General features: G+C 67.8%; 24 protein-coding genes. 20 read left to right on the forward strand and 4 right to left on the reverse strand.

The genetic code is table 11. The features are described 5' to 3' along the window. The first annotated feature begins 98 nt into the window (after positions 1 to 98). The 5 genes from KV396_RS13270 to KV396_RS13290 all read left to right on the forward strand — a co-directional run bounded on the left by KV396_RS13270 (position 99) and on the right by KV396_RS13290 (position 5538). Positions 99 to 2375 (forward strand): polyribonucleotide nucleotidyltransferase, encoded by a 2277-nt coding sequence (locus KV396_RS13270; protein ID WP_247956003.1) that lies wholly within the window; start codon positions 99 to 101, stop codon positions 2373 to 2375. Positions 2376 to 2588: 213 nt separating this feature from the next. Continuing rightward, positions 2589 to 3617, forward strand: coding sequence for an aldo/keto reductase (locus KV396_RS13275; RefSeq protein WP_407665525.1), 1029 nt, complete (start codon positions 2589 to 2591; stop codon positions 3615 to 3617). Positions 3618 to 3697: 80 nt separating this feature from the next. Then, positions 3698 to 4300, forward strand: coding sequence for a histidine phosphatase family protein (locus tag KV396_RS13280; protein ID WP_247622716.1), 603 nt, complete (start codon positions 3698 to 3700; stop codon positions 4298 to 4300). A gap of 63 nt (positions 4301 to 4363) precedes the next feature. After that, positions 4364 to 5104 carry a 4-hydroxy-tetrahydrodipicolinate reductase gene (gene dapB / locus KV396_RS13285; protein ID WP_247622715.1) on the forward strand — a complete coding sequence of 247 codons (741 nt, stop codon included), beginning with the start codon at positions 4364 to 4366 and terminating at the stop codon, positions 5102 to 5104. After that, the gene (locus tag KV396_RS13290; RefSeq protein WP_247956004.1) at positions 5101 to 5538 is read left to right on the forward strand and encodes a hypothetical protein; all 438 of its coding nucleotides are present in this window, start codon (positions 5101 to 5103) and stop codon (positions 5536 to 5538) included. Before dapB ends, KV396_RS13290 begins: the two co-directional genes overlap by 4 nt. An 11-nt stretch (positions 5539 to 5549) precedes the next feature. Here the strand turns inward: KV396_RS13290 and KV396_RS13295 are convergent, their stop codons facing one another. From KV396_RS13295 to KV396_RS13305, 3 genes are all read right to left on the reverse strand, one after another. Then, positions 5550 to 5975, reverse strand: coding sequence for an OsmC family peroxiredoxin (locus KV396_RS13295; protein ID WP_247632384.1), 426 nt, complete (start codon positions 5973 to 5975; stop codon positions 5550 to 5552). An 81-nt stretch (positions 5976 to 6056) separates the two neighbouring features. Beyond that, positions 6057 to 6632 (reverse strand): DUF4395 domain-containing protein, encoded by a 576-nt coding sequence (locus tag KV396_RS13300; protein WP_247956005.1) that lies wholly within the window; start codon positions 6630 to 6632, stop codon positions 6057 to 6059. A gap of 19 nt (positions 6633 to 6651) precedes the next feature. After that, on the reverse strand, positions 6652 to 7065 hold the full coding sequence (locus KV396_RS13305; protein ID WP_247956006.1) for a thioredoxin family protein: 414 nt from the start codon (positions 7063 to 7065) through the stop codon (positions 6652 to 6654). Positions 7066 to 7178: 113 nt separating this feature from the next. Here KV396_RS13305 and KV396_RS13310 point away from each other — a divergent pair, with 113 nt between their 5' ends. The 3 genes from KV396_RS13310 to KV396_RS13320 are packed head-to-tail and all read left to right on the forward strand — an operon-like array spanning position 7179 to position 9222. Beyond that, complete coding sequence (locus tag KV396_RS13310; RefSeq protein WP_247622710.1) at positions 7179 to 7988, forward strand: thymidylate synthase; 810 nt, start codon at positions 7179 to 7181, stop codon at positions 7986 to 7988. After that, on the forward strand, positions 7985 to 8461 hold the full coding sequence (locus tag KV396_RS13315) for a dihydrofolate reductase (RefSeq protein ID WP_247956007.1): 477 nt from the start codon (positions 7985 to 7987) through the stop codon (positions 8459 to 8461). Before KV396_RS13310 ends, KV396_RS13315 begins: the two co-directional genes overlap by 4 nt. Continuing rightward, entirely contained in the window at positions 8461 to 9222 is a 762-nt protein-coding gene (locus KV396_RS13320; RefSeq protein ID WP_247956008.1) for an SDR family NAD(P)-dependent oxidoreductase, read from the forward strand. Before KV396_RS13315 ends, KV396_RS13320 begins: the two co-directional genes overlap by 1 nt. 9 nt (positions 9223 to 9231) lie before the next feature. On the opposite strand, the gene KV396_RS13325 is transcribed toward KV396_RS13320, so the two are convergent. Continuing rightward, positions 9232 to 9780, reverse strand: a complete 549-nt coding sequence (locus tag KV396_RS13325; RefSeq protein WP_247956009.1) for an NUDIX domain-containing protein — start codon at positions 9778 to 9780, stop codon at positions 9232 to 9234. Between the two features lie 62 nt (positions 9781 to 9842). Between KV396_RS13325 and dapA the strand changes: the two genes are divergently transcribed. The 12 genes from dapA (at position 9843) to KV396_RS13385 (ending at position 22267) form a co-directional block, all read left to right on the forward strand. Continuing rightward, the gene (gene dapA / locus KV396_RS13330) at positions 9843 to 10820 is read left to right on the forward strand and encodes a 4-hydroxy-tetrahydrodipicolinate synthase (protein WP_247622706.1); all 978 of its coding nucleotides are present in this window, start codon (positions 9843 to 9845) and stop codon (positions 10818 to 10820) included. Positions 10821 to 10873: 53 nt separating this feature from the next. Then, positions 10874 to 12550, forward strand: coding sequence for a ribonuclease J (locus KV396_RS13335; protein WP_247622705.1), 1677 nt, complete (start codon positions 10874 to 10876; stop codon positions 12548 to 12550). Between the two features lie 67 nt (positions 12551 to 12617). Continuing rightward, positions 12618 to 15383, forward strand: a complete 2766-nt coding sequence (locus KV396_RS13340; protein ID WP_247956010.1) for a DNA translocase FtsK — start codon at positions 12618 to 12620, stop codon at positions 15381 to 15383. Next, positions 15383 to 15958: a CDP-diacylglycerol--glycerol-3-phosphate 3-phosphatidyltransferase gene (gene pgsA / locus KV396_RS13345; protein WP_247622703.1), complete on the forward strand. Its 576-nt coding sequence runs from the start codon at positions 15383 to 15385 to the stop codon at positions 15956 to 15958. The genes KV396_RS13340 and pgsA overlap by 1 nt, the downstream gene beginning before the upstream one ends. Continuing rightward, complete coding sequence (locus tag KV396_RS13350) at positions 15955 to 16440, forward strand: CinA family protein (protein ID WP_247956011.1); 486 nt, start codon at positions 15955 to 15957, stop codon at positions 16438 to 16440. Before pgsA ends, KV396_RS13350 begins: the two co-directional genes overlap by 4 nt. A 141-nt stretch (positions 16441 to 16581) precedes the next feature. Further along, positions 16582 to 16890 (forward strand): helix-turn-helix domain-containing protein, encoded by a 309-nt coding sequence (locus KV396_RS13355; protein WP_060925763.1) that lies wholly within the window; start codon positions 16582 to 16584, stop codon positions 16888 to 16890. Positions 16891 to 16914: 24 nt separating this feature from the next. Then, positions 16915 to 17139 (forward strand): DUF3046 domain-containing protein, encoded by a 225-nt coding sequence (locus KV396_RS13360; RefSeq protein ID WP_247956012.1) that lies wholly within the window; start codon positions 16915 to 16917, stop codon positions 17137 to 17139. A gap of 269 nt (positions 17140 to 17408) precedes the next feature. Beyond that, complete coding sequence (gene recA / locus KV396_RS13365) at positions 17409 to 18458, forward strand: recombinase RecA (protein WP_247632373.1); 1050 nt, start codon at positions 17409 to 17411, stop codon at positions 18456 to 18458. A 245-nt stretch (positions 18459 to 18703) separates the two neighbouring features. Next, on the forward strand, positions 18704 to 19177 hold the full coding sequence (locus KV396_RS13370; RefSeq protein WP_247956013.1) for a regulatory protein RecX: 474 nt from the start codon (positions 18704 to 18706) through the stop codon (positions 19175 to 19177). 47 nt (positions 19178 to 19224) lie between these two features. Beyond that, entirely contained in the window at positions 19225 to 20772 is a 1548-nt protein-coding gene (miaB, locus tag KV396_RS13375; protein WP_247632371.1) for a tRNA (N6-isopentenyl adenosine(37)-C2)-methylthiotransferase MiaB, read from the forward strand. Beyond that, on the forward strand, positions 20769 to 21707 hold the full coding sequence (gene miaA / locus KV396_RS13380) for a tRNA (adenosine(37)-N6)-dimethylallyltransferase MiaA (RefSeq protein ID WP_247956014.1): 939 nt from the start codon (positions 20769 to 20771) through the stop codon (positions 21705 to 21707). Before miaB ends, miaA begins: the two co-directional genes overlap by 4 nt. A 32-nt stretch (positions 21708 to 21739) precedes the next feature. Continuing rightward, positions 21740 to 22267: a dihydrofolate reductase family protein gene (locus KV396_RS13385; protein ID WP_247622696.1), complete on the forward strand. Its 528-nt coding sequence runs from the start codon at positions 21740 to 21742 to the stop codon at positions 22265 to 22267. The last annotated feature ends 20 nt before the right edge of the window (positions 22268 to 22287 follow it).

Consider the following 22287-nt stretch of genomic DNA (forward strand, 5'->3'; position numbering starts at 1 on the left):
AGAGTGCTCGCGCGCCCTTATCCTGCCGTTCCGCTCCTTCATGAACACGCTCGCGCGTCACACGGATTCGCGAGTCTAAACAAAGAAGGAGAGACCTCTTGGAAGGTCCTGAAATCACCGCCACCGAGGCCGTTCTCGACAACGGCCGCTTCGGCACCCGTACCATCCGCTTCGAGACCGGCCGCCTCGCGCAGCAGGCTCAGGGCGCAGTCGCCGCGTACCTCGACGGCGAGACCATGCTCCTCTCGGCCACCAGCGCCGGCAAGCACCCGCGTGAGGGCTTCGACTTCTTCCCGCTGACGGTCGACGTCGAGGAGCGCTCCTACGCCGCCGGCAAGATCCCCGGCTCGTTCTTCCGTCGCGAGGGTCGTCCCTCCACCGAGGCGATCCTGGTCTGCCGTCTGATCGACCGTCCGCTGCGTCCGTCGTTCGTCGACGGCCTGCGCAACGAGGTCCAGATCGTCATCACGGTCCTCTCGATCGCTCCGGGAGAGTTCTACGACGCTCTCGCGATCAACGCGGCATCCGCGTCGACGCAGATCTCGGGTCTCCCGTTCTCCGGCCCCGTCGCCGGTGTGCGCCTGGCGTTCATCCCCGGCCAGGGCGAGCACGCCGACCAGTGGGTCGCGTTCCCGACGGCCGAGCAGGTCAGCGAGGCCGTGTTCGACCTCATCGTCGCCGGTCGCGTGGTCACCAAGGCCGACGGCACCGAAGACGTCGCGATCATGATGGTCGAGGCCGAGGCGACCGAGGGCAGCTGGAACCTCATCAAGGCGGGCGCCACCAAGCCCGACGAGGCCGTCGTCGCCCAGGGCCTCGAGGCCTCGAAGCCGTTCATCGCGCAGCTCGTCAAGGCTCAGGCCGAGCTCGCCGCCACCGCGTCCAAGGAGCCGGGCGTGTACCCAGTCTTCCCGCCGTACTCGAGCGAGGTCTACGACTTCGTCGCGGGTCGTGCGTACGACGAGCTGGTGAACGTCTACCAGATCGCCGACAAGACCGAGCGCCAGAACGCCGACGACGCGATCAAGGACCGCGTCAAGGCGGAGCTCATCGCGGCGACTGAGGCTGGTGAGCTGCCCGCTGGCGCACCCCTCGAGTTCTCGGGTGCGTACAAGTCGGTCACGAAGAAGATCGTCCGCGGTCGCATCCTCACCGAGAGCGTCCGCATCGACGGTCGTGGCCTGGCCGATATCCGTCCGCTCGACGCCGAGGTGCAGGTCATCCCGCGCGTGCACGGCTCCGCGATCTTCCAGCGCGGCGAGACCCAGATCATGGGCGTCACCACGCTGAACATGCTCAAGATGGAGCAGCAGATCGACTCGCTGTCGCCCACGACGAGCAAGCGCTACATGCACCACTACAACTTCCCGCCCTACTCGACCGGTGAGACCGGCCGCGTGGGTTCGCCGAAGCGTCGCGAGATCGGGCACGGCTTCCTCGCCGAGCGCGCACTCGTGCCGGTGCTGCCGAGCCGCGAGGAGTTCCCCTACGCGATCCGTCAGGTCTCGGAGGCGCTCAGCTCCAACGGTTCGACGTCGATGGGTTCCGTCTGCGCGTCGACCCTCTCGCTGCTGAACGCGGGTGTGCCGCTGCGCGCCCCCGTCGCCGGTATCGCGATGGGTCTCGTCTCCGACGAGGTCGACGGTGAGACCCGCTACGCCGCCCTCACCGACATCCTCGGTGCGGAGGACGCGCTCGGCGACATGGACTTCAAGGTCGCCGGTACCAGCGAGTTCGTCACGGCGATCCAGCTCGACACGAAGCTCGACGGCATCCCGTCGTCGGTGCTCGCGGGTGCGCTGACCCAGGCGCGCGACGCGCGTCTGACGATCCTCAACGTCCTCAACGCCGCGATCGACGCGCCCGACGAGATGGCGCCGACCGCGCCGCGCGTCATCAGCGTCCAGATCCCGGTCGACAAGATCGGCGAGCTGATCGGCCCGAAGGGCAAGACGATCAACGCGATCCAGGACGAGACCGGCGCGCAGATCTCCATCGAGGAGGACGGCACCGTCTACATCGGCGCGACCGACGGCCCCTCGGCCGAGGCCGCCCGCGCTCAGGTCAACGCGATCGCCAACCCGACCAACCCGGAGGTCGGCGAGCAGTTCCTCGGCACCGTCGTGAAGATCGCCACCTTCGGTGCGTTCGTCTCGCTGCTGCCCGGCAAGGACGGCCTGCTGCACGTCACCGAGGTACGCAAGCTCGCCGGTGGCAAGCGCGTCGAGAACGTCGACGACGTGCTCTCGGTCGGTCAGAAGATCCTCGTGAAGATCACGAAGATCGACGACCGCGGCAAGCTCTCGCTCGAGCCCGTGATCGACGAGGCCCCCGCGGCCGACGCCGCTCCGGCCGCGGAGGCCGCGGCCGAGTAATCGGCTCCGTACGACGAGGCCCGGTGCCTTCCCGCAGGGGAGGGCATCGGGCCTCGTCGTTCTCGTGATCGAACTGTTATGGGAAGTTTGCCCGCCGTTCCGTGGATTGGTCGGCGAGTTCGCCGGTTTCGCATACCCTCGAAGTACGCACCGGGGGGTGCATGAATGCAGGTACGAAGATCGGATCGCACCGATCGACGTGGGGGTGAGAGTATGCGATTGTTCGGTGTAGGCGCAGGGGCCCCGGATGATCGCGCGCTCGCACAGGGTGCGGAGCATCCTTCCGCCCCGATCCCGATCGTGGGTCCGGGGGTCGGCGAGACCATCCGCGTCCCGCTCGGTGAGACCGGGCTCGAGACATTCCCGCTCATGCTCGGCGCCGCCGAGTTCGGGTGGAACGTCGATCTCGAGACGAGCCACGGCATCCTCGATCGCTACATCGAGTTCGGCGGCAACGCCGTGCACACCGCCGACGGGTTCTCGGGCGGTCGCAGCGAGCACATCATCGGTCAGTGGTTGCGGTCCCGCGGGCTGCGCGACGAGGTCGTGCTGAGCGCGCGCATCGGTGCGCACGCGGACAACCCGGGGCTCGGGTCGGTCAACCTCGTGCGCGCGGTCGAGGGGTCGCTGACGCGGTTGGGCACCGAACGCATCGACGTGCTCTACCTCGATGCCACTCTCGACGCCACGACGAATCTCGAAGACACCCTCGCGACCGTGGAGTGGCTGGTCGACGCCGGCAAGGTGGCGGCCGTCGGCGCGTTCGGATTCGCACCGGAGCGTCTGGTCGAGGCGCGCATCCTCGCGTCGGCGGGCTATCCCCGCATCGAGGTCGTCGACGCCCCGTACAACCTGATCCGCCGCCAGTCGTTCGAAGGTGATCTCCGCCTCGTCGCCGGTGCGCAGAACCTCGCGGTGACTCCGTCGCACGCGCTCGAGCACGGATTCCTCTCGGGCCGCCACCGGAACAAGTCCGTCGCCTCCCGCGGAGTGCGGGGCGAGCAGCTGCGGGGCAACCTCAACCGTCGCGGCATCCGCATCCTCCGCGCGCTCGATCAGATCGCGGACGAGCTGAGCGTGCCGGTCGCCGCCGTCTCGATCGCCTGGTTGCTCGCCCAGAGGTCGATCGTCGCACCGATCGTCAACACCTTCGCCGCCGAGCACGTCGACGAGCTCATGCAGGGGGCGGGCGTCGCCCTGTCGCGCGCGCAGCTCGCCGATCTCGCGCGAGCAGGCACCTGAGCGGCTTCACACGACTGTCATATGCGTGGCATAGGGTGGAGTGAGAGCCCGGCAGATGCTGGCGATGAAGCGAGCGAGTAGTGACGCACTATATCTATCTGGTCAGACACGGCGAACATCAGGATGCCGAGCACGGCCTGGCCGACGGACCCCTTTCCCCGCGTGGACAGCGCCAAGCCGAGTTGATCGCCGACCGCCTGGGCGGACTCCCGCTCGATGCCGTCTGGCACTCTCCGCTGCTGCGGGCGAACGAGACGGCACGGGCGATCGCGGCCCGCCTGCCCTCCGTCGATCCCAAGCCGACCTCGTTGCTGTTCGACTGCGTCCCGACCGGCATGACCGAGGAGACTCCGGCCGCGTTCGAGCCGTTCTTCGGATCGATCACCGACGCGGAGATCGAGGCCGGCGGCGCGCAGATGTACGACGCCGTCAATGAATTCCTCGTGCGCAAGACCGGCGAGGTGCACGAGGTTCTCATCACCCACAACTTCGTGATCTCGTGGTTCGTGCGCGAGGTGCTCGGGGCGCCGGAGTGGCGGTGGATGACGTTGAATCAGGCCCACTGCGGTCTCACCGTCATCGCGCAGAAGCAGGGCCGTCCGTGGACGCTGCTGAACCACAACGACACCGGCCATCTGCCCATGGAGCTCCGCACGGGTATTCCGGACGCGATCCCGGTCTGAGTCGACGGCGGTTACCGCGCGCCCCCGGCCGTGCCGCGCAGTGCCCGAAATAGACTGGTACCCATGACCACGCAGGTAGCAATCGTCGGCGGGACCGGCAAGCTCGGGGCGATCATCCACGCCGTCATCGACGACCTGGACGGGTTCGAGGTGAGCCGCATCCTGTCCTCGTCGAGCGACCTGTCGGAGCTCGTGGGTGCCGACCTGGTGATCGACGCGTCGACGCCCCAGGTGAGCATCGACGTCGTGCGCTCGGCGGTCGAGCACGGGCAGAACGTGCTCGTCGCGACATCGGGCTGGTCGGCCGAGCGCATCGCGCTCGTGCGACCTCTGGTCGAAGCCGCAGGGACCGCCGCGGTGTTCATCCCCAACTTCTCGCTCGGTTCGGTGCTCGGCTCCGCTCTCGCCGCTGCAGCGGCACCGTTCTTCGACTCCGCTGAGATCGTCGAGGCGCATCGCGAGACGAAGATCGATTCGCCCAGCGGCACTGCCGTGCGTACCGCCGAACTCATCGCGGCCGCGCGTTCCGAGCAGGGGCCGGTGAGCGCCCCGCACGCCGATCAGCGGGCCCGAGGTCAGCAGGTCGGCAGCGTCCCGATCCACTCGCTCCGTCGTCCCGGTGTGATCGCGAAGCAGGAGGTGGTGCTCGCGGGACCCGGCGAGTCGCTGACGTTCACGCACGACACCGTCGAGCCCGCCCTCGCCTATGCCCCCGGCATCCGTCTCGCGGTGCCGTTCGCTCGGGACGCGACGGGGGTCGTCGTCGGTCTCGAGAACATGATCGACATCGGCATCCGCTCATGATCTCCCGCATCGGCGTCGGAGTGATGGCCCTGTGCCTCGCGCTCTACATCGTCGTGGTGGGCTATCGCGCCGTGCTGATGCTCGGCACCGGCGAGCCGATCGCGATCGCGATCGGCGTCGCGCTCCTCGTCATGCCGTTGATCGGCGCCTGGGCGCTGATCCGCGAGATGCAGTTCGGCTTCGCCGCGGACCGGCTCGGGCGCACGCTCGATGCCGAAGGCGGGATGCCGGAGGCGGAGACGGAATTGACCCCGAGCGGACGCATCGCCCGGGCGGATGCCGACCCGCTGATCGAGCGATACACCGCCGCGGCGGAGGCCGCACCGGAGGAGTGGCGCGCGCGATTCCGGCTGGGTGTGGTGCAGGATGCCGCGGGGCGACGCAAGGACGCCCGCGCGAGCATCCGCGAGGCGATCAGGCTCTCGCGCGGCTGATCGCCGGCGACTCAGGCCAGAGTGGCTTCGAGGGTGATGTCGATGCCCGCGAGCGCCTGGGAGACCGGGCATCCGGACTTCGCCCCTTCGGCGATCTCCTGGAACGCCTCGGGGGAGAGCCCGGGCACCACCGCGTTGACGTTGAGGTGGCTGCCGGTGATGCCGACGCCCGGCTTGAAGGTGACGGATGCGCTCGCGTTCACGCGCTCCGGCGGGGTGCCGTTCTCGCTCAGCGCGTGAGCCAGGGCCATGCTGAAGCACGACGCGTGCGCGGCGGCGATGAGCTCCTCCGGGGTCGTGGTGGTGTCGCTGCCCTCACTGCGTGCCTTCCAGTCGATGGGGAAGGTGCCGAGCTTCGACGACGAGAACGCGACGGTGCCGGAGCCCTCCGCCAGTGATCCGGTCCAGGTGGTGGTCGCTTCGCTGGTGACGGGCATGATTCCTCCGGTTCTCGCACTGCGGATGCGCAGCGTCGCGTCGTCGCCAGCCTAGCGAGCGGCGCTCTCCGGGGGAACGTGTCAGGCCGTGCGCGTGCGTCCGAGGAGTCCCGCGCGCTGGAGCAGCAGGTACAGCTGGCAGCCGAGGCACAGGCCGATGGCGGCGTTCAGGAACGCGGCGATGAACGCGGCGGCGGTGGCGATCGGGAGCGCCCAGGGGACACCGGCGAGCTGGAGGACGAGGCCGACGGTCACGACGAACAGACCGACTCCCTGCGCGAAACGCGGCGGACGGGGGTCTTCGAGCTCGGTCGGGGGCGCGAGACGCGGACGGATCGCGCGGCGGAAGAGCACTCCCCACGGGGCGGTCGCGGGGGAGAGGATGCTCCAGAGGAAGAGCAGCGCGATCACCGCGGTGAGAAGGAAGGCGGGATCGAGTGCGCGATCCGAGAGCGGTGCATCCGCTATCACCCATTGGCTGCCGGACGTGAACGTCGAGCCGGAGAGAGGCTGGTAGGCGAACCACCCGAAGGCCGCCACGCCCCGAGCCGTCGCGAGTCCGGTGAGTCCGAGGAACGTCGCGATCAGCAGCAGGACGGCCGTGATGGTCGCGGCGAAACGCGGACCGCGGGGATCGATGCCGGCGGGAGAGGACATGGGTGCTCCTGACGTCGTCTCAGAGGGAGGAGAGGGCTTCGGTGAGGGCGCGTCGCTGCGGCACGCCGTGGAATCGGGAACGCACGGCACCGGACTCGTCCACGAGGAACGTGGTCGGCGTCTGGAGCACGTGATAGCGCGAGGAGAGGTCGGGCCGATGGGTGAGGTCGACCTCGATATGACGGAGGCCGTCGCCCTCCTCGGCATAGGAGCGCAGCATCCGGCGCACCTGCGGGCAGCGTGCGCACATCTCGGTGCTGAACTGCACGAGCGTGGCTTTCGATCCGAGCTCGGCGGGAACGGCATCCTGTGCATCGAATCGCAGCGCTCCGCCCGCCCTGCGGCGTCCGTCCCGACGCTTCGCGACTGCGCCGATCACGACCGCGAACGCCACGAGCGCGGCGAGGATCGCGAGGGCGACGACGGGAGACATGCATCGAGGGTACGGCGCGGGTGCGGATGGAGGGGCCGATGTGTCCGACGATGACGGCAGCGGGCGGATGCACCTCCGCCCGTGTCGTGATGCGGGAAGGTATTCTGGCTCTCATGAGCGCAGCCGTCCCGACGCCGTACGAAGACCTCCTCCGCGACGTCCTCGAGAACGGAACGCACAAGTCCGATCGCACCGGAACGGGGACGACGAGCGTGTTCGGTCGGCAGATCCGCTTCGACCTGTCGCAGGGTTTCCCGCTGATCACCACCAAGCGTGTGCACTTCAAGTCGATCGCCTACGAGCTGCTGTGGTTCCTGCGCGGCGAGTCGAACGTGCGATGGCTGCAGGAGAACGGCGTGACGATCTGGGACGAGTGGGCGGACGACGCCGGGGAACTCGGTCCCGTCTACGGCGTGCAGTGGCGTTCGTGGCCGACACCGGCGGGGGAGAGCATCGATCAGCTGGCGGAGGTCATCGAGCAGATCCGCCGCTCGCCGGATTCTCGTCGCCTGATCGTGTCGGCCTGGAACCCCGCCGACATCCCCGACATGGCCCTCGCGCCCTGCCACGCGCTCTTCCAGTTCTACGTCGCCGACGGCAAGTTGTCGTGCCAGCTCTATCAGCGCAGTGCCGACATGTTCCTCGGCGTCCCGTTCAACATCGCGTCCTACGCGCTCCTCACCCTGATGATCGCCCAGCAGGTCGGCCTCGAGCCCGGCGACTTCGTGTGGACGGGCGGCGACTGCCACATCTACGACAACCACATCGAGCAGGTCACCGAGCAGCTCACCCGCGACCCGTACCCGTATCCGACGCTGCGCTTCGCGCGCACGCCCGAGTCGATTTTCGACTACACGTTCGAGGACTTCGTCGTCGAGGACTACCAGCACCACGCCCCGATCCGCGCGGCGGTAGCGGTATGACCTGGGTCGGCCTGATCTGGGCGGAGGCGGCCGGTGGCGTCATCGGCGCCGAGGGCGGCATGCCGTGGCACGTTCCCGAGGACCTGGCGCACTTCAAGGAGGTCACCCTCGGCGCCCCCGTCGTGATGGGGCGCAAGACGTGGGACTCGCTGCCCGAGCGGTTCCGCCCGCTGGCCGGCCGCGAGAACATCGTCATCACTCGCCAGCAGGACTGGAGCGCCGAGGGGGCACGCCGAGCGGCGACCGTCGCCGAGGCGGTGCGCGGTCAGGACCGGGTCTGGATCATCGGGGGAGCCGAGATCTTCCGGCAGGTGATCGGCGACGCCGATCGGCTCGAGGTCACCGAGCTCGACCTCGACGTCGACGGCGACGCGTACGCGCCCGCGAAGACCGGATGGCGCCTGGTCGACGAGGGGGAGTGGCTCACCTCCCGCACCGGCGTGCGCTACCGCTTCCTCGGATACGAGCGCTGATGCCCACCGCGCTGATCACCGGAGCGAGCGCCGGCCTCGGGGCCGAGTTCGCACGTCAGCTCGCGCGGCGCCGCGCCGACCTCGTGCTGGTCGCGCGGTCGGAGGAGGCCCTGTCGACGTTCGCGGCCGAGCTGCGCAGCGAGTTCGGCGTCGCCGTCGAGGTGCTTCCGGCCGATCTCGCGATCGAGGAGGGCGTCGAGCGGGTCGAGCAGCGACTCGAGCGCGCGGACGACCCGATCGACCTGCTCGTCAACAACGCCGGGTTCGGTTTGCCCCTGCAGTTCGCCGACAACGACATCGCCGACGAGGTGCGTCACCTGCGGGTGCACGTCGAAGCCTCGATGCGCCTCATGCACGCGGCGCTGCAGACCATGCGCGGTCGGGGAGGGCGCATCATCAACGTGGCCTCGGTGGCCGGATTCATCTCGCGTTCGACCTATTCCGCCTGCAAGGCGTGGCTGATCCAGTTCAGCCGGTGGGCCAACGCCGAATACGCACGGGACGGGGTCAGCGTGACCGCGCTGTGCCCCGGGTTCACCCACACGAGCTTCCACGAGCGGATGGGCCTGGCTCCGGGGCACGAGGGCGTTCCGGCGATCATGTGGCTCGACGCGCGCGACGTGGTGCGCGAGGGACTGCGAGACGCCGCGCGCGGGAAGTCCGTGTCGGTGCCGTCGCTGCGGTACAAGGTGATCGTGGCCGTGGCGGGTCTGCTTCCGCGGTCGGTCACGGCAGGGATAGCTCGGCGCGGACGGGTGTGACGATTCGGCTCAGCGGAACCGTCCCAGGCGGATGCCGGCGAGGGCGAGCGCACCGATCGTCTCGCCGTCCCTGATGCGTCCCTCGGCGATCATCGCGAGCGCATCGGCGAACGGCACCCAGGAGACCTGGTCGATGCCCTCCTCGCGCTGACTCTCCGCAGCCGTCGCCGGGTCGGACGCGGTCAGTCCACGGGCCAGGAAGACGTGCTCGGAAGCATCCGCGACGCCGTTGAGCGCGTTCATGATGCCGAGCTCGTGCCATTCGGATGCCGTGAATCCGGTCTCCTCGAGAAGTTCGCGTCGCGCGGCGACGAGCGGATCCTCGCCGTCGCTGCCGCCGGCGGGCACCTCGACGGAGATCCCCGTCGTGTAGCGCTCGAGGGTGACGAGACAGACGCGCTCCTGGTCGTCGAGCGCGACCACGAAGACGGCGGGATGCTGCATCCGCACGACCCCGTAGATGCCGTCGTCCCCGCCGGGGCCGGTGACCTTGTCCTCGCGTACCTCGATCCAGCGGTTGGCGTAGACGGTGTCGGACTCGTGCGTGACCCATGCCATGCCACGAGCCTAGTTCGCGGCCGCGTCCTCGTGAGGTCGGGCCGAGACGATACTCTGGTTGCATGACGCACTCGGGCAACCCTTTCGGACAGGTTCTCGTCGCGCTCGTCACTCCGATGACGGCCGACGGCGAAGTCGACTGGCCCGCCGTCGAGAAGCACATCGATGACGTCATCACCGCCGGTGCTGACGGTGTCGTCGTGACGGGAACGACCGGCGAGACCTCGACTCTGACGGACCCCGAGAAGCTCAAGCTCGTCGAGATCGGCAAGTCCGTCTCCGCCGGTCGCGCCAAGATCATCACGGGAGGCGGGTCGAACGAGACCGCCCACGCGATCGAGCTGTACAAGGCGAGCGAGAAGGCCGGCGCCGACGGCATCATGATCGTCACGCCGTACTACAACAAGCCGACTCAGGCCGGCATCCTCACACACTTCCGTCTGGTGGCCGATGCCACCGACCTGCCGGTGATCCTGTACGACATCCCCGGGCGCACCGGAGTGCCGATCAAGTACGAGACCATCCTCCGCCTGGCGAAGCACCCGAACATCCTCGCGGTCAAGGACGCCAAGGGCGACTTCTCCGAGGTGAGCCGAGTGCTCAACCAGACCGATCTCATGTACTTCTCGGGTGATGACGCGAACGTGCTCCCGCACCTCGCCATCGGCGCGACGGGCCTGATCGGTGTGACCGCGAACATCACCGCGACTCCCTACCGCACGATCGTCGACGCCGTGAACCGGGGCGATCTCGCCACCGCGACCGCCGAGCACAAGCGTCTCGAGCCGCTCGTGCGCGCGGTGATGACCCACGTTCCCGGAACGGTCGCCGCCAAGTACATCCTCCACGGCCTCGGCCGGATCTCCAGCCCGCGCGTGCGCCTTCCGCTCGTCGGGCCGGAGGAGTGGGAGGCCGCACTCATCGAAGACGAGCTCGATCTCGTCGCCGGCGTCCCGGGCGCCGATTTCTCGAACTTCCGCCCCGACCGCAACGCGGCCGCCGGTGGTGCCCTGCCCAAGGTGCACGGCACGACGCGCTGAGTCGCGTCGCCATGAACGAACGGACGCGCCGAGTGTCCGACTGAGGAGACAGCATGTCCATTCCCCTGGCCGAACCGTCCGCTCTCGACGAAGGAACGCTGCGGGTCATCCCGATCGGCGGTCTCGGCGAGATCGGTCGGAACATGACGATGTTCGAGTACGACGGCAAGATCCTGATCGTCGACTGCGGTGTGCTCTTCCCCGAGGAGCACCAGCCCGGCGTCGATCTGATCCTCCCGGACTTCGAACCGATCCGCGACCGCCTCGACGACATCGTCGGCGTCGTGCTCACGCACGGGCACGAAGATCACATCGGCGCGGTTCCGTACCTCCTGCGCCTCAAGGGCGACATCCCCCTGATCGGGTCGGGTCTGACCCTGGCGCTCGTCGAGGCGAAGCTCAAAGAACACCGCATCAAGGCGTTCACGCTGACGGTCAAGGAAGGCCAACAGGAGAAGGTCGGCCCCTTCGATCTCGAGTTCGTGGCCGTGAACCACTCCATCCCCGACGCTCTGGCCGTCGCCATCCGCACGCCGGCGGGCATGGTGCTCGCCACCGGTGACTTCAAGATGGACCAGCTGCCGCTCGACGGACGCATCACCGATCTCCGCGCGTTCTCGCGCCTGGGGGAGGAAGGAGTCGACCTCTTTCTGGTGGACTCGACCAATGCGGATGTGCCGGGCTTCACCCCGACCGAGCGGTCGATCGGTCCGGTGCTCGACCAGGTGATCGGCAAGGCGCCGCGACGGGTGATCGTCGCGAGCTTCTCGAGCCATGTGCACCGCGTGCAGCAGGTCATCGACGCAGCGCACGCCCACGGGCGGCGCGTGGCGTTCCTCGGCCGCAGCATGGTGCGCAACATGACCATCGCCGAGCAGCTCGGGTACCTGAAGGTGCCGGCCGGTGTGCTCATCGACTTCAAGAAGGCGCGCGACCTCCCCGACGAGCAGATCGTCTACATGTCGACCGGTTCGCAGGGCGAGCCGATGGCGGTGCTCAGCCGCATGGCGAACATGGATCACGCGATCGAGGTCAGCGAGGGCGACACCGTCATCCTCGCCTCGAGCCTCATCCCGGGCAACGAGAACGCCGTCTACCGCGTGATCGACGGCCTCACCAAGCTCGGTGCGAACGTCGTGCACAAGGCGAACGCCCGCGTGCACGTCTCGGGACACGCCGCGGCGGGGGAGCTGCTCTACTGCTACAACATCCTCAAGCCCAAGAACGTGCTGCCGGTGCACGGCGAGTACCGTCACCTCATCGCGAACGCCAAGCTGGCGCAGGACACGGGGATCGCCGAGGAGCGCACGATCATCGCCTCCAACGGCACCGTCATCGACCTGCGCGACGGCGTGGCGTCGGTCGTCGGACAGCTCGACCTCGGCTTCGTGTACGTCGACGGCTCGACGGTCGGCGAGATCACGGATGCCGATCTCAAGGACCGTCGGATCCTGGGCGAGGAGGGCTTCATCTCGGTCATCGTGGTGGTGGATGCCGCGACCGGACGCATCATCTCCGGGCCGGAGATCCACGCGCGCGGTGTCGCCGAGGACGACTCGGTCTTCGACGACGTGACGCCGAAGATCGTCGCCGCGCTCAAGGAGGCCTCCGGCAACGGTGTGCGCGACACCCATGCGCTCTCTCAGGTCGTGCGTCGCACGATCGGCCGGTGGGTCAACCAGCGTCTGCGTCGCCGTCCGATGATCGTCCCTCTCGTGATCGAGGCGTGATCAGCGGGATCGGCTGAAAGCCGCGTCGATACGCGGGAATGTCGGCCGTGGGCCGTAACGTGAGGGCATGGCCAGGAGTACGACCAAGTCCGAGCGCGCGTCCGGGAGCGCGCCGTCCCGCCCCTCGCGGCGGGCGGCTCCCCAAGCCTCGCCTGCGCCCAAGAAGCCGGCAGCGAAGAAGCCCGTCCCGAAGAAGTACATCGACGAGCTCGACAAGCCGCCGGTAGCGGTCCGGGCGTGGACGGGGCTCGCACACGGCGTGGGTGGGCTCTTCCGCGCCTTCGGCCCGGAGACGCTGGAGAAGGACGACCGTCGTGACGGCTTCCCGTTCCTGCTGGTTCTGCTGGCGATCCTCGGTGCGGTGAACGAGTGGTTCTTCATCGGCAACGAGGTCGCCGCGAACATCAGTGCGTACTCGGTGGGGATGCTCGTCGGGCGGATCGCCTTCTTCATGCCGGTGCTCCTGCTCCTGCTCGCCGGTTGGCTGTTCCGCCATCCTTCCTCGGTGCACGACAACGGACGCATCGGAATCGGTTTCGGTCTCTTCGTGCTCGCCCTCGCGGGCATCAGCCATGTCGCCGCCGGTGCTCCGAACGGCGCGGGCGGGGTCACGCGACCGCAGCCGAGTCAGGGACCGACGGCTGTGAGTGAAGGCGGAGGCCTCGGTGGCTGGCTCGTCGGTGAGCCGCTCGCGCTGGTGCATCCCGCCGTGGCGTACGTCGTGCTCGGGCTCATCATCGTGCTGAGCATCCTCATCCTCACCAAGACGCCGCCCAACCGCATCGGGCGACGCCTCGGCGACCTCTACGCCTGGATGTTCGACGCCGAGCGCCCGGAGCCGAAGGCGGAGACGCCCGAGATCGACGATGCCGACAAGACCGACGACGAGAACGTCCTGCCCTGGTGGCGCCGCAACAAGAGCGGCCGCGAGGAGGACCCCGACGAGGGCACCCTCGGCTCCGACGACATCACTGCGCTCCTCTCGACGGCGGAGCCGACCCCGGCATACGACCAGGCCGTCGTCGTCGAGAACCCGTACGACTCCGCCACCGAGGTTCTGTCCGATGTGCGCTCCGTCGCCGATTCCCTCGCCGAGCAGCAGACGACGGCCCTTCTCGACGACGATTCCGACACCGGTGAGGTGCCCGAGCTCCCGGGCCTCGACGGCTTCGGGACCGAGGGCCCGGGCGACCGCGGCCCCCAGGCGCCGGTCGCGCCGTACATCCTTCCGTCGCCGGGCCTCCTGGTCGAGGGACCGCCCCCGGTCATGCGCTCCGAGGCGACCGACAAGGTGATCGAACAGATCACCAGCGTGCTCACGCAGTTCAAGGTCGACGCGAAGGTCACCGGCTTCTCGCGCGGACCGACGGTGACGCAGTACGAGGTCGAGGTGGGCCACGGCGTCAAGGTCGAGAAGATCCTGCAGCTGAGCAACAACTTCGCCTACGCCGTCGCCTCGAACGACGTGCGCATCCTCTCGCCGATCCCCGGTAAGAGCGCGATCGGTATCGAGATCCCGAACGCCGACAAGGAGATGGTCGCGCTCGGCGACGTGCTCCGCTCACCGGCCGCGCAGAAGAGCACGCACCCGATGACGATCGGCGTGGGCAAGGACGTCGGCGGCAACATCGTCATCGCGAACCTGGCGAAGATGCCCCACCTCCTGGTCGCCGGTTCCACCGGTTCCGGAAAGTCCAGCTTCGTGAACTCGATGATCACGAGCCTGCTGATGCGTGCGCGCCCGGCGGACGTGCGCATGGTGCTGATCGACCCGAAGCGCGTCGAGCTCACCAGCTACGCGGGCGTGCCGCACCTGATCACTCCGATCATCACCAACCCGAAGAAGGCGGCCGAGGCGCTGCAGTGGGTCGTCAAGGAGATGGACATGCGGTACGACGACCTCGCGTCGTTCGGATTCCGTCACATCGACGACTTCAACCGCGCGGTGCGCGCCGGCGAGGTCGAGGTACCCGTCGGCAGCGAGCGCGTGCTCAAGCCGTATCCGTACCTCCTCGTCGTGGTCGATGAGCTCGCCGACCTCATGATGGTCGCTCCGCGCGACGTCGAGGACTCGATCGTGCGCATCACCCAGCTCGCCCGTGCATCTGGTATCCACCTGGTCCTCGCGACCCAGCGCCCGAGCGTCGACGTGGTGACCGGCCTGATCAAGGCCAACGTACCTTCCCGCCTCGCGTTCGCGGTGACGAGCGTCACCGACAGCCGCGTGATCCTCGACAGCCCGGGTGCCGACAAGCTCATCGGACAGGGTGACGCGCTGTTCTCGCCGATGGGTTCCTCGAAGCCGTTCCGTCTGCAGGGCGCGTGGGTCGACGAGAAGGAGATCGACGCGGTCGTCAAGCACGTGACGCGACAGGCCCGGCCCGAGTACCGCAACGACGTCCAGGAGGCGCTGGAGCCGCGCAAGAAGGAGGTCGACGAAGACATCGGCGACGACCTCGAGCTGCTGTTGGCCGCCGCCGAGCTGGTCGTCTCCTCGCAGTTCGGTTCGACCTCGATGCTGCAGCGCAAGCTCCGCGTCGGCTTCGCCAAGGCCGGACGCCTGATGGATCTGCTCGAGTCGCGCGAGATCGTCGGCCCGTCCGAGGGTTCCAAGGCTCGTGACGTGCTCGTCACGGCGGAGCAGCTCGGGGGAGTGATGGCGAAGCTGCGCGGTGAGGATGTTCCCGCAGCGCCCAGCGCGGCACCGGCGGCTCCCGCCCCGGCACCGGCGGCGGCGATGGCCTCCGATCCTCTTGACGCGCAGTTCGAGGGTCTTCCCGTCGTCGAGGCCGAGGGCGATGAAGATGCCTGGGGCCTGACGGGACGCGACTGATGGCGATTCCTCGGCAGCTGCCCAACGCGATCACCATCGCGCGCATCCCGCTCGCGGTGGTGTTCTTCGTCCTGCTCCTGCTCGGAGGTACCTACGGGGTTCCCGATCTCGCGCTGCGCTGGACTGCGGCCATCCTGTTCATCTTCGCCATCTCGACCGACTGGGTCGACGGCTACCTCGCCCGCCGCTACGAGATCGTCAGCGATTTCGGCAAGCTCTGGGATCCGATCGCCGACAAGCTGTTGACGGGGGCCGGTTTCATCGGACTCGCGATCCTCGGCGAGGTGTCCTGGTGGATCGTTGCGATCATCCTTGTTCGCGAGTGGGGCATCACGATCCATCGCCTGATGATCGTCAACGAGCACGTTGTCGCGGCGGCATGGATGGGCAAGGTGAAGACCGCCGTGCAGGGTGTCGCTCTGGCCTGGGCGCTGATGCCTCTGCACGTGGTGATCGGCCTTCCCGCCTGGACCCTCATCACCTTCGTGCTCATGCTCGTGGTGCTGGTGCTGACCATCTGGAGTGGGATCGACTACGTCGTCGCCCAGGTGCGCGGAGCGCGTCGGAGCCGATGACCGACCTCGCGGCATCCGTGGTCGAGACGCTCGGGCGTCGCGGCTGGACACTCGGCGTGGCGGAATCGCTCACGGGCGGGGCATTGATCGCCGAACTCGTCGGCGTGCCGGGTGCGTCCTCCGTGGTTCTCGGCGGAGTGGTGGCGTACGCGACGCCGGTCAAGCACACCCTCCTCGGCGTGGACGAGTCGCTCCTCGACCGTGAGGGTCCGGTGCATCCCGAGGTCGCGCGGCAGATGGCTCGGGGCGTTCGGCGCGCTGTGAGCGTGGACGACATCGACGCGGCGGTCGGCGTCGCGACGACGGGAATCGCCGGCCCCATCTCGCCCGATGGGCAACCGGTCGGAACCGTGCACATCGCCGTCGCCACGCCGGAGCGCGTCGAGGCGCGATCGTTCCTCTTCCCGGGTGACCGGAATCGGATCCGGTCGGCGTCCGTTCGAGCCGCCCTCGAGATGCTCCGAGAAATGTGCCGGGAATAGTCGCCGTCGCGACGAGGTTATTGATTTCGTGCTCACACTCAAACCACAGAGTGCAGTTGTAGATTTTATGAAGGTCGGCGAGGTTATACTGGCCATCACTTCGGGGGAGACTCCGAGAAACCGATTGGGGAGGAGGTTCCGATGATTCTTGTACGACAGGAAATCGGCGATGTGCTGAGGGACTTCCGTCTGCAGAAGGGGCGCACCCTTCGGCAGGTCGCGAGCAAGGCTTCCGTGGCGCTCGGCTATCTGAGCGAAGTGGAGCGCGGTCAGAAGGAAGCGTCGAGCGAGATCCTCGCATCCGTCGCTGATGCGCTCGACGTCCCCATCTCCACCATCATGCGCGAGGTCGGAGATCGCATCTCCGTGCTCGAGGGCATCCAGGTGTTCCCTGACGTCGTTCCCGACGATCTGGTCGCCTCGATCGAGCCCGAGCTCTCGCTCCACTGATCCGACGCACCCCGTCGTTGCGCGATGCGTCGAAGTGAGTTCCTGCGTGCCGTCGAGGACGAGTTCCCCGGACGCACGTCGTCGTTGTTGAATGATCTGGTGCTGACCCCACTCGCGGGTCGCACCGCGAAAGAGGCGCTGGCAGCGGGGATTCCGCCGCGAGAGATATGGTTCGCGCTCTGCGACGAGATGGAAGTGCCCGAGAACCGACGGCACGGCGCCGGTCGGCTGGAGCCGCGTCAGCGCTGAGTTCGCGCATGCGTTCGATCGATGTCGAGATCGGATGCCGGGATCCGGCGTGTCGTCGAATATTCGTTCGAAGCGGGCGTAGTCTTCTGCACAGTGGTTCAGACGCTCGTGTTCTCCACTGTTCGTGTGACTCGACGACGCAATGTCGGAGGCTCCTCGTACGGTGAAGACATGGCCACCGAGCCATACGCCTTGTCGGAGAGTTGCTTCCAGCCGGAAGCGCCGCGACAGCCTACAGGCGGCACCACGCGAAGCAGAAGGAGCACGACATGCCATCTCCCGCCGACCGCGAGAAGTCCCTCGAGACCGCACTCGCCCAGATCGACCGCCAGTTCGGAAAGGGCTCGGTCATGCGGCTGGGCAGCGACGAGCGCGCACCCGTCGCGGTCATCCCCACCGGCTCCATCGCCCTCGACGTCGCTCTCGGCGTTGGAGGCCTCCCGCGTGGCCGCATCGTCGAGATCTACGGCCCGGAGTCCTCGGGTAAGACCACGCTCACGCTGCACGCGATCGCCAACGCCCAGCGCGCCGGCGGTATCGCGGCGTTCATCGACGCCGAGCACGCGCTCGACCCCGATTACGCCGCCAAGCTCGGCGTCGACATCGACGCCCTGCTCGTATCGCAGCCCGACACGGGGGAGCAGGCGCTCGAGATCGCCGACATGCTCGTGCGCTCCGGCGCCATCGATCTGATCGTCATCGACTCCGTGGCAGCGCTCGTGCCCCGCGCCGAGATCGAAGGTGAGATGGGCGACTCGCACGTGGGTCTGCAGGCGCGACTGATGTCGCAGGCGCTTCGCAAGCTCACCGGTGGTCTGAACCAGACCAACACCACGATGATCTTCATCAACCAGCTGCGCGAGAAGATCGGTGTGTTCTTCGGCTCTCCCGAAACGACCGCCGGTGGTAAGGCGCTCAAGTTCTATGCATCGGTTCGCCTCGATATCCGTCGTATCGAGACCCTGAAGGACGGCACCGACGCGGTGGGTAACCGTACCCGTGTCAAGGTCGTCAAGAACAAGATGGCCCCGCCCTTCAAGCAGGCGGAGTTCGACATCCTCTACGGAGTGGGTATCTCGCGCGAGGGTAGCCTGATCGACTTCGGCGTCGAGCACGGAATCGTCAAGAAGTCGGGGTCGTGGTACACCTACGACGGCGATCAGCTCGGCCAGGGCAAGGAGAACGCCCGCACGTTCCTGCTGAACAACACCGACGTGGCGCTCGCCATCGAGACGCAGATCCTGCAGAAGCTTGGCATCGGCGGTGCATCCGCTCCCGCTGCTCCGGCAGATGAGCTCGCCGAGCGTCGACCGGCCTGATCATGAACGGTGAGAACGGGGGCGGTCCGCATCAGGACATCGGGCGGATCGCCCCCGTCATCCCTCTTTTCGGAGCGCGGGGCGTCACCCCGCCGACCGCGACCGCGAAGACTCCCGATACGGCGGTGGAGCCACGCGCTCCAGTATCCGCTTCCGTCTCAGTCGTCTCGTTCGTCGACGACCGAATCGCCGGCGACGATGCGCTGGACCCGGTCGAGGTTCGAAAAGCGGCCGAAGAGAGTCTGGTGCGCAAGCTCCGTACTCGATCGCTGTCGGTCTCCGAAGCCCGGCAGGTCTTGAGGACTCACGGGCTCGATGGCACACAGATCGACGACGTCATCGACGACTTCCTCCGGCGCCGGTATCTCGACGATCAGGAGCTCGCGCAGATGCTCGTGGCCGCGGGGGTCGATCGCAAGGGCCAGGGTCGCGTCGCCATCTCCCGCTCGCTCTCGCAGCGCGGGATCCCGCGCGACGTGATCGCCGCAGCGCTCGACGAACTGCCGGACGACGACGCGGAGCGCGCGCTGGACTTCGCTCGCACCAAGGCCCGCTCGCTCAGCCGCCTCGACCACGACACCGCTCTCCGGCGTCTGCTCGGACAGCTCGCTCGTCGTGGGTACGGCGGATCCGTCGCGACGAACGCGGCGAAGACGGCGTTGAACGAGGCATCGTTCGGGACGAAGAGCTCTGGCGTGCGCTTCGTCGAGTCGGACTGACGCGTCAGCCCGGAGGAGCCGTCTCCCGCTCGTACAATGGAGAGATCATGACTACTCCGCGCAGTGAACCGACGATCATCACCTCGTCGTCGGCAGCCGTCGACGCCGACGGTCGTCAGAGATCCTACGAAGTGCGCACGTTCGGCTGCCAGATGAACGTGCACGATTCCGAGCGTCTCTCCGGCTCATTGGAGAGCGCAGGCTACGTTCGCGCCGCGGCCGGTGACGAAGCCGATGTCGTCATCATCAACACCTGCGCGGTGCGCGACAACGCGGCGGGGAAGCTCTACGGAACACTCGGCCAGCTCGCAGGCGTCAAGCGCCGCAAGGACGGAATGCAGATCGCGGTCGGCGGATGTCTCGCGCAGATGGACAAGCAGACCGTGCTCGACAAGGCTCCGTGGGTCGATGTCGTCTTCGGCACGCACAACATGGGCTCGCTGCCGCGTCTCCTCGAGCGCGCACGCCACAACGGCGATGCCGAACTCGAGATCCTCGAGTCGCTCGAAGTGTTCCCCTCCACGCTCCCGACCAAGCGCGACGCCGCGCACAGCGGCTGGGTGTCGATCTCGGTGGGCTGCAACAACACCTGCACCTTCTGCATCGTGCCGAGCCTGCGCGGCAAGGAGAAGGACCGGCGTCCCGGCGACATCCTCAACGAGATCCGACTGCTCGTCGAGGACGGAGCGATCGAGGTCACCCTCCTCGGACAGAACGTCAACTCCTACGGGGTCGAGTTCGGTGATCGTCAGGCGTTCAGCAAGCTGCTGCGTGCCGCCGGCGAGATCGAAGGGCTCGAGCGCATCCGCTTCACCAGCCCGCATCCCGCCGCGTTCACCGACGATGTGATCGATGCGATGGCCGAGACGCCCAACGTGATGCCGCAGCTGCACATGCCGCTGCAGTCCGGCAGCGACCGCATCCTCAAGGCCATGCGCCGCTCCTACCGCAGTGAGAAGTTCCTCGGCATCCTCGATCGGGTGCGCGATCGGATGCCCGACGCGGCCATCACGACCGACATCATCGTCGGTTTCCCCGGCGAGACCGACGAGGATTTCGAAGACACGATGCGCGTCGTCGAGCTCTCGCGGTTCTCCAGCGCCTTCACGTTCCAGTACTCGATCCGGGAGGGCACCCCTGCCGCGACGATGGAGGATCAGGTTCCCAAGGCCGTCGTGCAGGAGCGCTACGACCGCCTGCTCGCGTTGCAGGAGCGGATCTCGCTCGAAGAGAACCAGAAGCAGGTCGGTCGGTCCGTCGAGGTTCTCGTCTCGACGGGCGAGGGGAAGAAGGACGCCGAGACGCATCGGCTCACCGGACGCGCTCAGGACAACCGTCTCGTGCACTTCGAGGTCACACCGGGCTCCGACCTGCCCCGTCCGGGCGATGTCGTCACCGTGACGATCACCCACGCGGCGCCGTTCCATCTCCTCGCTGATGACCCGACCGGTGCGCCGTTGCAGATCCGCCGCACGCGTGGAGGCGACGCCTGGGATCGCGCGCAGTCCGAGTCGTGCGCGGTCCCCGCTCCGGTGGGCGACGGCGGTCCGCGGGCCGTGTCCCTCGGGCTCCCCACCCTGCGTGTCGGAGTGTGAACGAGTCCGCCGATACTGCGCCCGAGGCGGCGCCGCGTCTCTGGGCGGTTGTCGGCGCGACCGGTACGGGCAAGAGCGAACTCGCACTGAACATCGCCGAGGGACTGAGATCACGCGGGAATCCGGCTGAGATCATCAACGTCGACGCGATGCAGCTGTATCGCGGTATGGACATCGGCACCGCCAAGCTTCCTCTCGATGAACGACGGGGAATTCCGCACCATCTCTTCGACGTCCGCGAGGTCGACGAGGAGGCGGCGGTCGCCTGGTACCAGCCCGAGGCGAGGGCCGCCGTCCTCGACGTGCAGAGCCGCGGTGGTGACGCGATCCTCGTCGGCGGGTCGGGACTCTACGTCTCGAGCGTCGTCTTCGACTTCCGGTTCCCGCCTCGTGACGAGTCCGTCCGCGTGCGCCTCGAAGCGGAACTCGCCGAACACGGAGCGGACGCCCTGCTCTCTCGGCTGAAGGGAGCGGACCCTGCGACGGCGGCGCGTATCGATCCGAAGAACTCCCGCCGCATCGTGCGTGCGCTGGAAGTGCTCGAACAGGGAGCCACCACACACGGCGCCGCTCTGCCGACCACGCCGACGCTCTGGCAGCGGAGCACGCGCGTGATCGGTGTGCACGTCGAACGCTCCGCACTCGTCGAACGGCTCGACGCCCGCGTGGAGCGGATGTGGGCCGAGGGGCTTCTCGGAGAGGTGGAGCGGCTCCGCTCTCAGGGACTCGAACGAGGCGTCACGGCCAGCCGCGCGATCGGTTATGCGCAGGCGCTGGGTCAACTGGACGGTCGTCTCGACCAAGCCGAAGCCATCGCCGAGACCCAGGCCCTCACCCGCCGTTACGCGCGGCGACAGGTGTCGTGGTTCAAGAGGTACCCCGCGATCGAATGGGTCGAGCATCCGATCGATGTCGCGGCGCTGATCGCCGACTGACCGATGTCGGTGGTCGCTGGGATCATGACCACATGGCGACCCATTTCTACACGGCCTCGAGCCTTGACGGTTTCATCGCGACGGCGGATCACTCCCTCGAATGGCTGCTGAGCCAGGACTTCGACCAGGACGGTCCCATGGCCTACCCGGCGTTCGTCGAGGGGATCGGTGCTCTCGCGATGGGCGCATCGACCTACGAGTGGCTGTTGCGCGCGCAGGGCGAAGAACCCTGGCCCTATACGCAGCCCACCTGGGTGTTCACGCATCGAGAGCTCGCTGTTCCCTCCGGCGCCGACGTGCGTTTCGTCCAGGGAGAGGTCAGCGACGCGCACGCCGCGATGCGGCTCGCAGCCGGCGGCGACGACATCTGGGTCGTCGGTGGTGGCGACCTCGCCGGCCAGTTCGCCGACGCCGGTCTGCTCGACGAGGTGTGGATCCAGTTCGCGCCCGTGACGCTCGGGGCTGGGGCGCCCCTGTTTCCCCGCGCCCTGGAGTTCGAGCTGCTCGACGTGGCTCGTAACCGCGGCTTCCTCTGCGGTCACTACCGCGTCGTCGGGTAGCGCCCGCCCCGGATAGGCTC

Origin of the sequence: Microbacterium galbinum (assembly GCF_023101185.1) — a bacterium.
Lineage (GTDB): Bacteria > Actinomycetota > Actinomycetes > Actinomycetales > Microbacteriaceae > Microbacterium > Microbacterium galbinum.